Origin of the sequence: Amycolatopsis sp. cg5 (genome assembly GCF_041346955.1) — a bacterium.
Lineage (GTDB): Bacteria > Actinomycetota > Actinomycetes > Mycobacteriales > Pseudonocardiaceae > Amycolatopsis.
Genome location: NZ_CP166849.1, coordinates 2607795 through 2622570, shown reverse-complemented (window position 1 = coordinate 2622570; position 14776 = coordinate 2607795). Strand labels below are relative to the sequence as shown.

Genomic DNA, 14776 nt, shown 5'->3' with positions numbered 1-14776 from the left:
GCGGTGCGGACACGCGAAACCCGAGTTTGAGCCACCCACTGGCCCAAACTCGGGTTTCACGAAGATCAACTTGCCCGCAGGGCGTCAGCCACACCCAAGCAAATGTCCACAAAGGACCACAGTCGATACCATTTGTCCGATAAAATCGCTTTTGTCCGACTTTTTGGGCAGTGTTGAAGGAGTGAACGAGACGTTCACAACGTCCATCGTTGGGAACGTGGCGTTCACGCACCTACTCACCCGGGCACGTCGACTTTGGCGGAACCCGCGATCGGCCTGTATGAAGGCTCCCTTCATACAAGGCTCCGCGAAGTTGGCGCGCGGCACCTTACAAGGGCCGCCCTTGCGAGGCTGAGCGTTTCAAGGGTGGCCCTTGTAACGTGCGCCGCGTCAGGTTCAGGTGGGGCGAAGGCTCAGGAAACGGTGGGGAGCTCGGGGGCCGAGACGTCGTAGAGCTTGCCGTCTTGGGTGAGCAGGGCGGCCAGTACCTTGGCCTTGCGGTCCGTCTGGTCGGCGTCGCCCCAGCGCACCGTTTTCCCGGTCGTCAAAGTGAATTCGACGCTCCCCGGCGTCTTGGCCGAGGCCGAGACGATCTGCTTCTGCAGCTGCGGCGGGACGATTCCCAGGACGGCCGTGACCGCACGGGTCACCGGGTCGTCGGCGGACACCAAAGGCAGCTTCAGCTCCGGAAGGCCGGGCGGCTTTTCCTTCAACGTCTTGAAAACGACGCCGCCGCCGTCGACGAGGTGGAAGCCGTCGCCTGCCGGGCCGGTGTCGAAGAAGGCGATCGCCGCGCGTTCGGTCACCTTGATCTCGACCGTCGACGGCCAAGACCGGGAGACCTCGACCGTGGCGATGCCGGGCATGGTGGCGACTCGGTCGCGGATTTCGTCGGTGTCGAGTCGTAGCATCGGTTTGTCCATCGGCGCCGCCGCGACCATCCGGACCTGGTCGGCGGAAACGCTCTGGGCGCCCACCACGAGAACCGAACGGAGGCCGAGCATCGAGCTGAAGAAAAGTAAATACCCGAAAGCCACGACGGTGAGCACGCTCAACAGCGCGATCCACCACCGCCGCAGGCCCGCCCGCCTGGCGGGCGAGGGGGCCGTGCGACGGCGTTCGGCTTCGGTGCGGCGGCCACGCCTGGCCCGTGCCTGCTCCGCGGGAGCGGCACCCGGGCGGACCTCGGCCGGAGGTCCGTCGTGCGGGCGGGCTCGGCGCGGACGGCGCTGACCGGTGGCAGGCAACTAGACCCGCCGATCCAGCTCGGCGAGGATCTCCGGGCCGAGCTGCGTCACGTCGCCCGCGCCCATGGTCACCACCAGATCGCCGGGCTTCGCCAGGTCGGCCACCATCGGCGCGACGACGTCGAAGGCGGGCTCGTAGTGCACGGGCACGCCCGCGATCTGGTCGGCGATGAGCGCGCCGGTGACCCCGGGCTCCGGCTGCTCACGCGCGCCGTAGACGTCGAGGACGACAACCTCGTCCGCGAGCGCCAGCGCGGCCGCGAACTCGGCCGAGAACGTCTTGGTGCGCGAGTACAGGTGCGGCTGGAAGACCACGACCACGCGACCGGTGCCCGCCGCGTGCCGGACCGCGCGCAGCTGTGCGGCGACCTCGGTCGGGTGATGGGCGTAGTCGTCGTAGACGCGGACGTCGGCGGCGCGGCCCTTGAACTCGAAGCGGCGGCGCACGCCACCGAACGCGGCGAGGCCCTCGGCCAGGCCGTCGATCGGCGCACCCAGCTCGACGCCGGCGAGCAGCGCGGCGACCGCGTTGAGCGCCATGTGCTCGCCAGGCACCGCGACGCGGACCTCGAACTCCTTGCCCTGCAAGGAAATGCGGACGATCCCGCCCTCGGGGCCCGGCGTGTAGTCGAGCACGCGCGCGTCGTCGTCGCCGGTGACCGTGCGGCCGTAGCGCCGGACGCGCACGCCGTCGGCGGCCGCCTTGTCGGCGAGCTCGGCCGCGGGCGCGTCGTCCGCGCACACGATGAGCAGGCCGCCCGGCTCGATCCGCCGCACGAACTCGGTGAAGATCGCGACGTACGCCTCGGCCGTGCCGTGGTGGTCCAGGTGATCGGGCTCCACATTGGTCACGACCGCGACCGACGGCGAGTAGGTCAGGAACGAGCCGTCGCTCTCGTCGGCCTCGGCGACGAAGATGCCGCCGGTGCCGTGGTGCGCGTTCGCGCCGGACTCGTTGAGGTCGCCGCCGATGGCGAACGACGGGTCGAGCCTGCAGTGCTGCAGCGCCACGGTGAGCATCGACGTGGTCGACGTCTTGCCGTGCGTGCCCGCGATGCAGGCGACCCGGTGGCCCTCCATCAGCCCGGCCAGCGCCTGCGCGCGGTGCAGCACGGTGATGCCACGCGCCCGCGCGGCCACCAGCTCCGGGTTGGTGTCCTTGATCGCCGTCGACACGACGACCGCGGACGGGCCGCCCTCGAAGGCGTCCAGGTTCTCGGCGCTCTGCCCGATGGCGATCTCGGCGCCCTGGGCGCGCAGCGTCAGGAACGCGCGCGAATCCTTGGCGTCGGAGCCGGAGACCTTCGCTCCCCGCGCGAGCAGGATGCGCGCGATACCGCTCATCCCGGCGCCGCCGATGCCGATCAGGTGAGCCCGGCTCAACACCTCAGGGACCTCAGACACCACAAGCCTCCAGCACGATCTTCGCCAGCACCTCGTCGGCTTCCCGGTGACCCAGGCCCACCGCGGCGGCGCTCATCTTCTTCACCCGGTCGGCGTCGGTCACCAGCGGCACGACCAGCTCGGCCACCTTGGCCGGGGTGAGGTCACCGTCGGCGACCATCAGCGCCGCGCCCGCGTCGACCGCGGGCTGGGCGTTGATCGCCTGCTCGCCGTTGCCGTGCGGCAGCGGGACGAACACCGCGGGCAGCCCGACCGCCGAAACCTCGGCCGCGGTCATCGCGCCCGAGCGGCACACGACCGCGTCGGCCGCGGCGTAGGCCAGGTCCATCCGCTCCAGGTACGGCACCGGCACATACGCGGGCTTGCCCGGGAATTCCTGCACGACCAGCGTGTTCTTCGGCCCGTGCGCGTGCAGCACGCCGACGCCCGCGTCCGCGAGCTCCTTGGCGGCGCCGGACAGGGCGTCGTTGATGGACCGGGCGCCCTGCGAGCCGCCGAACACCAACAGCGTCGGCGCGTCCGGGTCCAGCCCGAAGAACTCGCGCGCCTCGGCACGCAGCGCGGCGCGGTCGAGCGAGGTGATCGAGCGCCGCAGCGGGATGCCGACGACCTCCGCCTTCGCGATCGGCGTGCCGGGCACCGCGACGGCGACGCGCGCGGCGAACCGCGCGCCGACCTTGTTCGCCAGGCCCGGCGACTTGTTGGCCTCGTGCACCACGATCGGGGTCCGGCCACGTGCCGCGAGATAGGCGGGCAGCGCGACGTAACCGCCGAAACCGACGACGACGTCAGCGCCGACGCGGTCCAGCACGGCGCGCGTCTGCTTGACCGAGTCGCGGACCTTGAGCGGCATGCGCAGCAGCTCGGTGGTCACCTTGCGCGGCAACGGCACCGGCGGGATCAGCTCCAGCTGATAGCCACGCGCCGGGACCAGCTTGTTCTCGAGGCCTCGCTCGGTGCCCAGCGCGATGACCTTCGCGTCCGGGCGCAGCCGCATCACCGCGTCAGCGAGTGCGAGTGCCGGTTCGATGTGTCCTGCGGTGCCGCCGCCTGCGACCACCACCGTCGGCGCCTTGCCTGCGGCCGATCTCTCGGCACCCTTGACGGGCTCGCTCACTTACGACCTCTCCGTTTAACCTGACCGCGCGTTGCGGTCGATCTCCTGCCCGGTTCGCGGACCGATCGGCGCCGTTCCTGCGCCGGAGCGGGCCGCGCGACCCGCGCGGCAGGCCTGGCGGCCTTGCCGGTGGCTCGCACCGACCCCTTGCGCTTGGCCGGTGGGCGGTACGGGTCGGGGGCCGGGATCCGCAGCAGGCGTCCGAATTTACCCGGCCCCTGTGAACGCAGTGCGGCCACCGCCTCGGGTTCGTGCCTGGCCGCGTTGGCGAGCATGCCGAGGATCAGCATCGTCACCACCAGTGACGTGCCACCGGCGGAGATCAGCGGCAGCGTGACGCCGGTGACCGGCAGCAGGCCGACCACGTACCCGATGTTGATGGCGGCCTGCGCGACGAGGAACACCGTCAGCGTGCCGGACACGATCCGGATCCACGGGTCGATGTTGCGGGTGGCGATCCGCAGGCCGACGATGGCGAGCCCGGCGAACAGGCACAGCACGACCGCGCAGCCGATGAACCCGAGCTCCTCGCCGATCAGCGCGAAGATGAAGTCGTTGTGCACATTGGGCAGGTAGTTGTACTTCGACGGCCCCTGCCCGAGGCCGCGGCCGAACAGCCCGCCGTCGGCGAGCGCGTACTTCGCCTGCAGCGCCTGGTACGACGACCCCTTGGTGTCGGCGTCCGGCGACAGGAACGAGAGCACGCGGTCGAGCCGGTACGAGGAGATCAGCGCCAGCACGATCGCGCCGGCGATACCGCCCGCGAAGATCACGCCGAACAGCCGTTTCGGCGCGCCCGCGAACCACAGCAGCGCGAACAGGACCACCGCGAGGGTGATCGTGCCGCCGAGGTCGGGCTGCGCCATGACCAGCGCGAACATCAGCAGCGCCGCGGGCACCACCGGGACCATCAGGTGACGCCACTGGTTGAGCACGTTGTACTTCATCACCAGGATGTGCGCGCCCCACAGCGCGAGCGCCACCTTCGCGAACTCGACCGGCTGGAACGACACGAAACCGCCGATGTCGAACCAGCCTTGCGAGCCGAAGTGCTTGCTGCCCAACGGGGTCAGCACCAGCACGAGCAGCAGCACGCTGCCGAGCATGGCCATCGAGACGAACTGCCTGATCCGCTTGAGCGGCACGCGCAGGCCGATCAGGAACACGATCGAGCCGATGATCACGAAGATCACGTGCTTCTTGAACAGGCCGTACGCGCCGGCGCCGGTCTTCGGGTCGACGGAGGCCACCGACGACGCCGAAAGCACCATCACGACGCCGATCACGCCGAGCAGGCCGGTCAGCGCCAGCACCAGGTGGAACGAGGCGAGCGGCCGGGACAGCCACGCGGTCAGCGCGGTGCGGAACGCCGTGAAGCCACGCTCGGCGCGGTCACGGCGGCGCCTGACCGGCGGCCTCGCGGCCTGGGGTTCCTGCTCAACCGCCGTCATGGGTGGGCTCCCCGGCGAGACGATGAACCGCCGAGGCGAACGCGTCACCGCGATGCCCGTAGCTGCGGAACATGTCCAGCGACGCAGCGGCGGGCGCGAGCAGGACGACGTCACCTGGACGTGCCATCCTGCTGGCCGTGTGCACCGCTGCGGTCATGGGGTCATCGTCACCCGAAGGAAGCGTCTGAAGGGGGACATCCGGCGCGTGTCGGCTGACTGCGGCGGCGATCACGGGTGAATCCACGCCGAGTAGCACAACACCGCGCAGCCTGCCAGCGATCGAGGCCACGAGTTCGTCGACCGAAGCGCCCTTGAGCTGGCCGCCCGCGATCCACACGATGTCGGCGTGCGCGTGCAGCGAGCCACTCGCCGCGTGCGGGTTCGTGGCCTTGGAGTCGTTGATGTAGCGGACACCGGCGACCTCGCCGATCTCCTGCGCGCGGTGCGGCGCCGGCTCGTACTCGTGCAGGCCCTTGAGGATGTCCGCGGGCGAGACGCCGTGCGCACGCGCGAGCGCGGCCGCGGCGAGCGCGTTGGCCACGTTGTGCGGACCGGCGGGGCGCACGTCGGCGAGCGTGCCGAGTTCCTCGGCCGCGTGCGCGGGGTCCGGCACGAAAGCGCGGTCCACCAGCAGGTCTTCGACGATACCGAGCTCGCCGGGCTTCGGCGTGTCCAGCCGGAAGCCGACACGGACGGCCTCGTCGGAGGCGTTCTCGTCGGCGAGGCGCCGCGACCACTCGTCGTTCAGGTTGTGCACGACGTGCTTCGAGTGGGTGTGGATCTTGCCCTTGGCGCGGGCGTACTCGTCCATCGAGCCGTGCCAGTCGATGTGGTCCTCGGCCAGGTTCAGCACGACCGACGCGAGCGGCGCCAGCGTCGACGACCAGTGCAGCTGGAAGCTCGACAGCTCCACGGCCAGCACCTCGCGGCCTTCGAGCACCGCGTCCAGCACCGCGTAGCCGACGTTTCCGCAGGCCACGGCGTCCGCGCCGGAGGCACGCAGCATCGACTCCAGCATGCCGACCGTGGTGGTCTTGCCGTTGGTTCCGGTGATGGCAAGCCACACCGGCGGCTTCTCGCGGGTTTGGCCGATGCGCCAGGCCAGCTCGACGTCGCCGATGACCTCGACACCCTGCTCGGCCGCCGCGACCAGCAGTGGCGCGGTCGGCCGCCAGCCGGGGCTGGTCACGACCAGCGCGGTCCCCTCGGGCGGCTCGGTGAGGCCGGGCACCAGCTCGGCGCCCAGTCCTGACAGCTCCGCGAGCCGCTCGGCGTTGCCGTCGGTGACGGTGACCTGAGCGCCCTGCGCGGTGAGCGCGCGGACCACCGACTTGCCGGTGACCCCCGCGCCCGCGACCAGAACCTGGGCTCCCGCGAGATCCACGATGACTTACCCTCCGACGCCGAGTTGCTCGCTGTAGAACAGGCCGAGACCGAACATGCAGCAGATTCCGGACAGCAGCCAGAACCTGATGATGACCGTGGTTTCGGCCCACCCGGCGAGTTCGAAGTGGTGATGGAACGGCGCCATCCGGAACAGCCTTCGCCTGGTCGTCCTGAAGACCGCGATCTGCGCGACCACCGAGATCATCTCGACCATGAACAGGCCGCCGATGACGATGGCGAGCAGTTCGGTGCGGGTCGTCATCGACAGCCCGGCGACCAAGCCGCCCAGCGCCAGCGAACCGGTGTCACCCATGAAGATCTTGGCAGGCGCGGCGTTCCACCAGAGGAAGCCGACGCAGGCGCCGGTGGCCGCGGCCGCGACGACGGCCAGGTCCAGCGGGTCGCGGACGTTGTAGCAGGCGGGCTGGACGGCGTCGGCGCAGCTGAGCCTGGCCTGCCAGAACGCGATGACCACGTACGTCGCGAGCACCATCGCCGCGGAGCCGCCCGCGAGGCCGTCGAGGCCGTCGGTGAAGTTCACCGCGTTCGACCAGCCGGAGATCACGATGTAGCAGAAGATGATGAAGAAGACCGACGGGAACGCGATCAGCGCCAGGTCACGCGTGTACGACAGGCTCTCCGACGCGGGGGTGAGCCCGTGCGAGTCGGCGAAGTTCAACGCGAGTATCGCGAACACGATCGCCACGACCAGCTGGCCGACCAGCTTCGCGGTCTTGTTCAGGCCGAGGTTGCGCTGCTTGCGGATCTTGATGAAGTCGTCGAGGAACCCGACGACGCCCAGCGCGACCGCGAGGAACAGCACCAGCAGCCCGGACGCCGACGGCGACGCGCTCTTGGAGCCGCTCATCCACTGGATGAGGTGCGCGACGAAGTAGCCGACCACCATGGCGAGCACGATGGCCACACCACCCATGGTCGGCGTACCGCGCTTGGACTTGTGACCTGCCGGGCCTTCCTCGCGGATCTCCTGGCCGAAACCCTGCCGCGAGAACACCCTGATGAGGTAGGGCGTGAGCAGGATGGAGACCAGCAGGCCCGCGGCGGCCGCGATCAGGATGCTGATCACGCGTCACCACCGTTCGAGCGTTCTTGGGTTTCTGGGGAGAGCTGTTCTGGGGAGAGCAGAGCATCGGCCACCCGCCACAGTGCGGCGGCCTTCGAGGCTTTGACCAAGACCACGTCCTGTGGCCGGAGCTGATCATGCAGTAACGCCGTGGCGGCCTCGACGTCGGGTACCAGCATCGATTCCTCGCCCCAGGAGCCCTCGTGGGTGGCGCCCTGGTGCATCGCGGCGGCCTCTGGACCGATGACGACGAGCTTGTCGATGTTGAGCCGGACGACCAGGCGGCCGATCTCGTCGTGCGCAGTCACCGAGTCCGAACCGAGCTCGCCCATCACGCCCAGCACGGCCCAGGACCGGCGGCCCTCGCTCATCGACGCGAGCGTCTTGAGCGCGGCGCGCATGGACTCCGGGTTGGCGTTGAACGAGTCGTTGACGATCGTGACGCCGTCGGCGCGCGTGGTGACCTCCATGCGGCGCGCGGAGCGCCGCTCGACGGCCGAAAGCCAGGCGGCGACGTCGGCGACCGAAGCGCCGAGTTCGAGCGCGACAGCGGCGGCTGAGAGCGCGTTGCCGACGTGGTGCTCGCCGAACAGCGGCAGCTTCACGTCGGCCTCGCCGCCGGAGGTGATGAGCCGGAACGAGGCGCGGGCCTGGTCGTCGAGCGTCACGTTCGCCGCGCGGATGTGCGCGGACGCGCTCTCGCCGACGAAGACCACGCGGGCCTTCGTGCGGCTCGCCATGGCCGAGACCAGCGGATCGTCGGCGTTCAGGATCGCGACGCCGTCCTCGGGCAGCGCCTCGACCAGCTCGCCCTTGGTCTTCGCGATGCCCTCGCGGGAGCCGAACTCGCCGACGTGCGCGGTGCCGACGTTGAGCACGACGCCGATCTTCGGCGGCGCGATCGCGGCCAGCTCGGCGATGTGGCCGGGGCCGCGCGCGGACAGCTCGAGCACGAGGTGGCGGGTGGTCGCGTCGGCGCGCAGCGCGGTCCACGGGTGGCCGAGCTCGTTGTTGAACGATCCCGGCGGCGCGATCGTGGCGCCGAGCGGCTCCAGCACCTGCGCGATGAGGTCCTTGGTCGAGGTCTTGCCGGAGGAACCGGTGATCCCGACGACCGTGAGGTGATCGCCGGACAGCGCCTGCACGACGTGCCGGGCGAGCTTGGCGAGCGCGGCCAGCACGGACGCGCCCGCGCCGCCGGAGTCGCCGGTCAGCGCGACCGAGCGCTCGTGGGCCTCGCCCTCGGCCAGCGGCGGCACGATGATCGCGGGCGCGTCGACCTCGCGGGCGGCGAGCACGGCGACCGCGCCGGACTCGATCGCCTTGGCCGCGAAGTCGTGCCCGTCGACCTTCTGGCCGGGCAGCGCGAGGAACAGGCCGCCGGGCACCAGCTGCCGGGAGTCGAACTCGACGGACCCGGTGACGCGGGGCGTGCCGTCGGTGTTGTGCAGGCGGCCGCCGACGATCTCGGCGATCTCGGCCAGGCTCAGCTCGATCACACACTCACCTCTTGGAATTTCCGGATGGCGGCCTCGAGCTCGTCGCGGTCGGAGAAGGGGTGCACGACCCCGTGTATCTCCTGCCCGCTCTCGTGGCCCTTGCCGGCGATGAAGACGACGTCGCCGGGCTGGGCCAGCTCGACGGCGCGGTTGATGGCCTCGCGGCGGTCGCCGATCTCGACGACCTCACCGCCGTCCGCGGCCCTGCGCGCGCCCTCGAGCATCGCGGCACGGATCGCGGCCGGGTCCTCGGAGCGCGGGTTGTCGTCGGTGATGATCAGGATCTCGCTGCGCTGGGCGGCGGCCTCCCCCATCATCGGGCGCTTGGCGGTGTCGCGGTCGCCGCCGCAGCCGAGCACGGTGATGATCCGGCCGTCGGCACGGGCGCGCAGCGCGTCCAGGCCCTGCGCCACGGCGGCGGGCTTGTGCGCGTAGTCGACGACCGCGGTGAACGGCTGGCCCAGGTGGACCCGCTCCATCCGGCCCGGCACGGAGACCGTGGCGAGCCCGGTGAGGATGTGTCCCAGCTCGACTCCCGCGCTGTCCAGGATGGCGGCCGCGAGCACGGCGTTGGCCACGTTGAACGCGCCCGGCATCGGGATGGTCGCCCGCACCGGCGCGTTGCCGGGGCTGTGCAGCACGAAGTTCTGCTCCCCGGTCGGCAGGCTGACCAGCTCGGTCGCGTGCCACGCGGCGGCGGCGTTCTCGACCGAGACGGTGACCGTGTGCGGGGTGACGAGCTTGCGGCCCCACTCCCCGTCGATCACGACGACCTCGGTGGTCGACCGGCCGTCGAACAGCATCGCCTTGGCCGAGAAGTAGTCGTCCATGTCGCGGTGGAAGTCCAGGTGGTCCTGCGACAGGTTCGTGAACGCGCCGACCGCGAACCGGGTGCCGTTGGCGCGGCCGAGTGCGAGCGCGTGGCTGGACACCTCCATCGGCACGTGCGTGACGCCCGCTTCGGCCATCACCGCGAGCAGCGCCTGCAGATCCGGCGCCTCCGGCGTGGTGAACCCGCTGGCGAGCCGCTCCCCCGCGATCCGGGTCTCGACGGTGCCGATCAGGCCGGTGGTCCGGCCTGCGGCCGCGAGGCCAGCGTCGATCAGGTAGGCGGTGGTGGTCTTGCCCGAGGTGCCGGTGACCCCGAGCACCGACAGCTTCAGCGACGGCTCGCCGTAGATCCAGGCGGCCACCGAGCCCAGCACCTGGCGAGGCTCCGGGTGGATCAGCACGGGTACCGGGGCGTCGCGCAGGAACTGCGCGCCCTTCTCGTCGGTCAGGACGGCGGCGGCGCCCGCGGCGATCGCGTCGGCGGCGAACTCGGCGCCGTGCACCCGCGCGCCCGGCAGTGCGGCGAACAGGTCACCGGGCAGTACGTGCTGCCCGCGCAGCGTCGCCCCGGTCACGACCACCCCGTCGGAGTGGTCACCGGCCGAGGACAGGCGTGCGTCGGCGCGAGCGAGCAGCGTCGTGAGCGCCACCGGTTCGATCCGGGCCGGGCGCGGCGGCGGGGCCACCGCCTTCACCGGGCTGTCCGGGACCCGCGCGTTCGGATCGTTGTTGACAGACACAGCACGAGAGGCTATCCGGTTCGCATTCGGGTGAAGAAAGGCGGTACGGCGTATGCCTCCGACGATCTTCGCCATGGTATGGGACTCGCCAACCTGCCTTGCGGCGCAAGGAAAACCGTCAGCCGACACAGAATTCATGGCCCTCGGGATCCTTCATCACCACGAACCGGTGCAATTCCGTGGTCAGCACGGCACCGCCGGCGACCCGCACGTCCATGTGCAGCCGGACCTTGCCCTGCTTGGGTTCCGGCACCCGTTGCAGGAACAACGCGGGGCCGACGCCGTCCGGATCGTGCAGCCACGCCGCGTCGTTCTCGTCGTCATCGGGCAGGCCGACCGGGGTCGTGAGTGATACGGCCGGTTCTAACCGGCGAAAACACTCACGACCTCAGCCGACGACGAGCGGGACCACCGGGGTCGGGCCGTCCGAGAGCGGCAGGTTGTACCGCTGGGTCAGGTACGAGGCGATGTCGTGGAACAGCGGCCCCGCCGAGTGTCCGATCGGGAGCGTGGTGTCGGGCGCGTCCAGCCGGATGCCGACCACGAACCGCGGGTGGTCAGCGGGCAGTATCCCGGCGAAGGTGATGTTGTACAGCTGGTTGCTGTAGGCCTTGGTGCGCGGATCGACCTGCTGCGCCGTGCCGGTCTTGCCCGAGACCTGGTAACCGTCCAGCGCAGCTGTCGGCGCGGTGCCGCTGTTCTGGCCTTTGCCCTTCTGCGTGACCGCTCGCATCATGTCGCGCACCGTCTTCGCCGTCTGCGGGCTGACGACCTCGACGCGGTTCGGCGGGTTCTCGGCGACGCGGGTGCCGTCGGGGTTGACCTTGGCGCGGATGATGCGGGGTTCGACGCGGACGCCGTCGTTGGCGATCGTCTGGTACAGCCCGGCCATCTGCACGACGGTCATCGAAAGGCCCTGGCCGATCGGCAGGTTGCCGAACGTGGTGCCCGACCACTGCGTGCGGTCCGGCACGAAACCGGCGCTCTCGCCCGGCAGGCCGATGCCGGTCTTCTGGCCCAGCCCGAACTTCTTGAGCAGGTCGGCGTACCGCTCGGGGCCGAGCTGCTGGGCGAGCAGCAGCGTGCCGATGTTGGACGACTTCGCGAAGATGCCCGTGGTGGTGAACTGCTGGGTGCCGTGCGCCCACGCGTCGCGGACGGTCTTGTCGGCCACCTGCAGCGAACCGGGCACCGAGGTGACCGACTCGGGCGTCGCGATGCCTGCGTCGATCGCACCGGTCGCGGTGATGATCTTGTTGACCGAGCCCGGTTCGAACGGGTTGGACACCGCGGGATTGCCCATCCGCTCGGTGGTGCGGGTGTCCTTGTCGTTGGGGTCGAAGGTGTTGTCGTTGGCCAGCGCGTAGACCTCGCCGGTCTTCGCGTCCATGATCACCGCGCTGCCGCCCTTGGCGTGTGACTCCGCGACGTAGGCCGAAAGCTTGCTCTGCAGGTCGTACTGCAGGTCGGCGTCGATCGTCAGTTCCAGTCCCGCGCCGGGGATGGCCTGCTGGACGTCGCGCTCGGTGCCGGGGATGACGACGCTGTCCTTGCCGTTCTGCGAGTCGGCGGTCATCCGGCCGGGCGTCCCGGCGAGTTCGTTGTCCCGCAGCAGTTCCAGCCCGGTCAGCCCGTGCACGTTGTGCTTGGCGGGCGTCGGGTCGTCGGAGCGCCAGTTGGCCAGTCCGACGATGTTGGCCGCGAGCGAGCCGCCCGGGTACTCACGCTTCGCCTGCGGCTCGGCCGCGATCGACGGGAACTTCTTCACGATGTCGAGCGCGACCGACGGCTCGACGTCGGTGATCAGGTAGGTGAACGCCTGGTCCTTGTGGAACTTGTCGAGCAGCTCGCGCTCGGTGATCCGCTGGTCCAGCTTCTCCGCGATGTACTTGGACGCGGCGGCGACCTCGGTCTCGAAGTTGCGGCCCTTGGTGGGGTTCTTGGCCGCGTATTCGTCCCACGTCTTGCGCATCAGCTTCAGGTTCACCGACAGCGCGCGGGTTTCCACGCTGAACGCCAGCTTGACGCCGTTGCGGTCGGTGATGGCACCGCGCTGCGCCGGGATGGTGATCTCGGTCGACCGCTGCTTCGCGGCCGCTTCGGCGAGCGTGGTGGCCTCGAAACCCTGGACCTGCACCAGTTTCAGCCCGGCGATGACCATCAGCACGACCAGCCCGATGCGCACCCCGGAGAACCGGCTGCGGGTGCCCCCGGTGCTGCGCTTGGCCGCGGCCTTGCGCGTGCCGGCGGTGTAGGTCCGGCGCGCGGTGGCGCGCGGCGCGACGACACCCCGGCGCGCGGTCCCGCCGCGCACTCCGGCGGTGGCACGGCCTCTGGACGACGCGCGAGGCGTCGGCTTCCGCATTACTGTCCTCCGGCGTCCGGTTCCGCTGGCACGGCTGGCTGGTCACCCTCGATGGGCGCGTCCTGCTGGGTTCCCTCGGCAGGCGCGACCGGCGGGGCCGCCTGCTGGGTGGGCGTGGCGGCGCCGTGCACCTTCTTCGGCTGCCCGACCACGCTGGTCGTCCCGTCGGGCGCGACCACGATGCGCGCCGGGTCGCCGCCGGGCACCATGCCGAGTTTCTTGGCCTCCTCGGCCAGTTTCGACGCGGACTCCGACTGCGTGACGCCGCGCTGCAGCTGCTCGGCGAGCTCGACGTTGCGCGCGTTCTCGTTCTTCAGCTGCTCCAGCCGGTACGAGTCGGCGATGGCCTGCGTCGAGAGCCACAGCGTGGCCGCGACCCCCGCGACCAGCAGGCCCATCATGAGCAGCACGAACGACGCGCGCGACTTCGGGAACCGCACCAGCTTCAGCTTGAGTTTGACCTTCGGCTTCGCGGGCTGTGCCTCGGCAGGCTCGGCTTCGGCTTCACGCTGCAGCAGATCGGCACGCTGCGCACGCCGGGCGTAGGCACGCTCGGCGGCGGTGGTCCGGCCGCCGCGCGAGCGGCGCGACGGCGGGGCGTCTTCTGTCGTCGTCTCGTCGACTTCGGCGGCTCGGGCACGCTGGCGCGTCGATGACGAACGGCGGGTTTTCGCGGGGGCGGTCATCTGGCTGCCTCTCCGATCCGCTCAGCCGCGCGCAACCGCACGGAGGCGGCGCGCGGGTTGTGCTCGATTTCTCCTTCGTCGGCCTTTTCGGCCCCTCTGGTCAGCAGTTTCAGTTCGGGTCCGTGTCCGGGCAGCTCCACCGGGAGCCCTTCCGGCGTCCGGGATTTCGCGAGTTCGGCCAGCGCCTGCTTGACCATCCTGTCCTCAAGGGACTGATAGCTCTCGATCACGACGCGCCCGCCCATGGCGAGTGAGCCCAGCGCGGCGGGCAGTGCCCGGCGCAGCACCTCGAGCTCGCCGTTGACCTCGATCCGCAGTGCCTGGAAGGTGCGCTTCGCCGGGTGGCCGCCGGTGCGCCTGCTCGCCGCGGGCACCGCGTCGTAGAGCAGCTCCACGAGCCTGCCGCTGTTCGTGAACGGCTCACGTTCCCGTTCCGCCACAACGGATTTGACGATCCGCTGGGCGAAGCGCTCTTCGCCGTACTCGCGCAGGATCCGCATCAGCTCGCGCGGCTCGTAGGTGTTCAGCACGTCGGCGGCGGTGAACCCGGTGGTCGGGTCCATGCGCATGTCGAGCGGCGAGTCCTTGGAATACGCGAACCCGCGCTCCGCCCGGTCGAGCTGCATCGACGAGACGCCGAGGTCGAACAGGATGCCGTCCACACGGGACAGGCCGAGTCCCTCGAGCGCCTCGGGCATCCGGTCGTAGACGGCGTGCACGAAGTTCACGCGGTCGCCGTGCTTCGCGAGCCGCTCACCCGACTTCTCCAGCGCGGCCGGGTCACGGTCGAGCGCGACCAGGCGCAGCATGGGGAAGGCGGTCAGCAGCGCGTCGGAATGGCCGCCGAGGCCGACGGTGGCGTCGACCAGGACGGCTTCACGATCGGTGAACACCGGAGCGAAGAGCTCGACGATGCGGTCCAGCAGAACCGGAACATGTTCAGGTGTGGTCATAACGGAGCTCCCC

At 70.4% G+C, this 14776-nt stretch carries 12 protein-coding genes; all 12 read right to left on the bottom strand.

From position 1 onward, the window contains the following. Positions 1-413: 413 nt before the first annotated feature. A complete protein-coding gene (locus AB5J62_RS12035; protein ID WP_370948287.1) occupies positions 414-1247 on the bottom strand; it encodes a cell division protein FtsQ/DivIB in 834 nt (277 codons plus the stop codon). Beyond that, complete coding sequence (murC, locus tag AB5J62_RS12030; RefSeq protein ID WP_370948286.1) at positions 1248-2651, bottom strand: UDP-N-acetylmuramate--L-alanine ligase; 1404 nt, start codon at positions 2649-2651, stop codon at positions 1248-1250. It abuts the gene before it with no gap. Then, positions 2644-3768, bottom strand: coding sequence for an undecaprenyldiphospho-muramoylpentapeptide beta-N-acetylglucosaminyltransferase (gene murG, locus AB5J62_RS12025; protein WP_370948285.1), 1125 nt, complete (start codon positions 3766-3768; stop codon positions 2644-2646). The genes murC and murG overlap by 8 nt, the downstream gene beginning before the upstream one ends. Further along, on the bottom strand, positions 3765-5219 hold the full coding sequence (ftsW, locus tag AB5J62_RS12020; RefSeq protein WP_370948284.1) for a putative lipid II flippase FtsW: 1455 nt from the start codon (positions 5217-5219) through the stop codon (positions 3765-3767). Before ftsW ends, murG begins: the two co-directional genes overlap by 4 nt. Next, on the bottom strand, positions 5206-6603 hold the full coding sequence (gene murD, locus AB5J62_RS12015; protein WP_370948283.1) for a UDP-N-acetylmuramoyl-L-alanine--D-glutamate ligase: 1398 nt from the start codon (positions 6601-6603) through the stop codon (positions 5206-5208). The genes ftsW and murD overlap by 14 nt, the downstream gene beginning before the upstream one ends. A 6-nt stretch (positions 6604-6609) precedes the next feature. Then, the gene (gene mraY, locus AB5J62_RS12010) at positions 6610-7692 is read right to left on the bottom strand and encodes a phospho-N-acetylmuramoyl-pentapeptide-transferase (RefSeq protein WP_370948282.1); all 1083 of its coding nucleotides are present in this window, start codon (positions 7690-7692) and stop codon (positions 6610-6612) included. Next, complete coding sequence (gene murF, locus AB5J62_RS12005; protein ID WP_370948281.1) at positions 7689-9188, bottom strand: UDP-N-acetylmuramoyl-tripeptide--D-alanyl-D-alanine ligase; 1500 nt, start codon at positions 9186-9188, stop codon at positions 7689-7691. The genes mraY and murF overlap by 4 nt, the downstream gene beginning before the upstream one ends. Beyond that, a complete protein-coding gene (locus AB5J62_RS12000) occupies positions 9185-10714 on the bottom strand; it encodes a UDP-N-acetylmuramoyl-L-alanyl-D-glutamate--2,6-diaminopimelate ligase (RefSeq protein WP_370950245.1) in 1530 nt (509 codons plus the stop codon). The genes murF and AB5J62_RS12000 overlap by 4 nt, the downstream gene beginning before the upstream one ends. A 163-nt stretch (positions 10715-10877) precedes the next feature. Beyond that, complete coding sequence (locus AB5J62_RS11995) at positions 10878-11090, bottom strand: VOC family protein (RefSeq protein WP_370950244.1); 213 nt, start codon at positions 11088-11090, stop codon at positions 10878-10880. A gap of 57 nt (positions 11091-11147) precedes the next feature. Further along, on the bottom strand, positions 11148-13124 hold the full coding sequence (locus AB5J62_RS11990; RefSeq protein ID WP_370948280.1) for a peptidoglycan D,D-transpeptidase FtsI family protein: 1977 nt from the start codon (positions 13122-13124) through the stop codon (positions 11148-11150). Further along, positions 13124-13810, bottom strand: a complete 687-nt coding sequence (locus AB5J62_RS11985) for a hypothetical protein (protein ID WP_370948279.1) — start codon at positions 13808-13810, stop codon at positions 13124-13126. Before AB5J62_RS11985 ends, AB5J62_RS11990 begins: the two co-directional genes overlap by 1 nt. Beyond that, positions 13807-14763 carry a 16S rRNA (cytosine(1402)-N(4))-methyltransferase RsmH gene (gene rsmH / locus AB5J62_RS11980; protein WP_370948278.1) on the bottom strand — a complete coding sequence of 319 codons (957 nt, stop codon included), beginning with the start codon at positions 14761-14763 and terminating at the stop codon, positions 13807-13809. The genes AB5J62_RS11985 and rsmH overlap by 4 nt, the downstream gene beginning before the upstream one ends. Positions 14764-14776 lie beyond the last annotated feature (13 nt).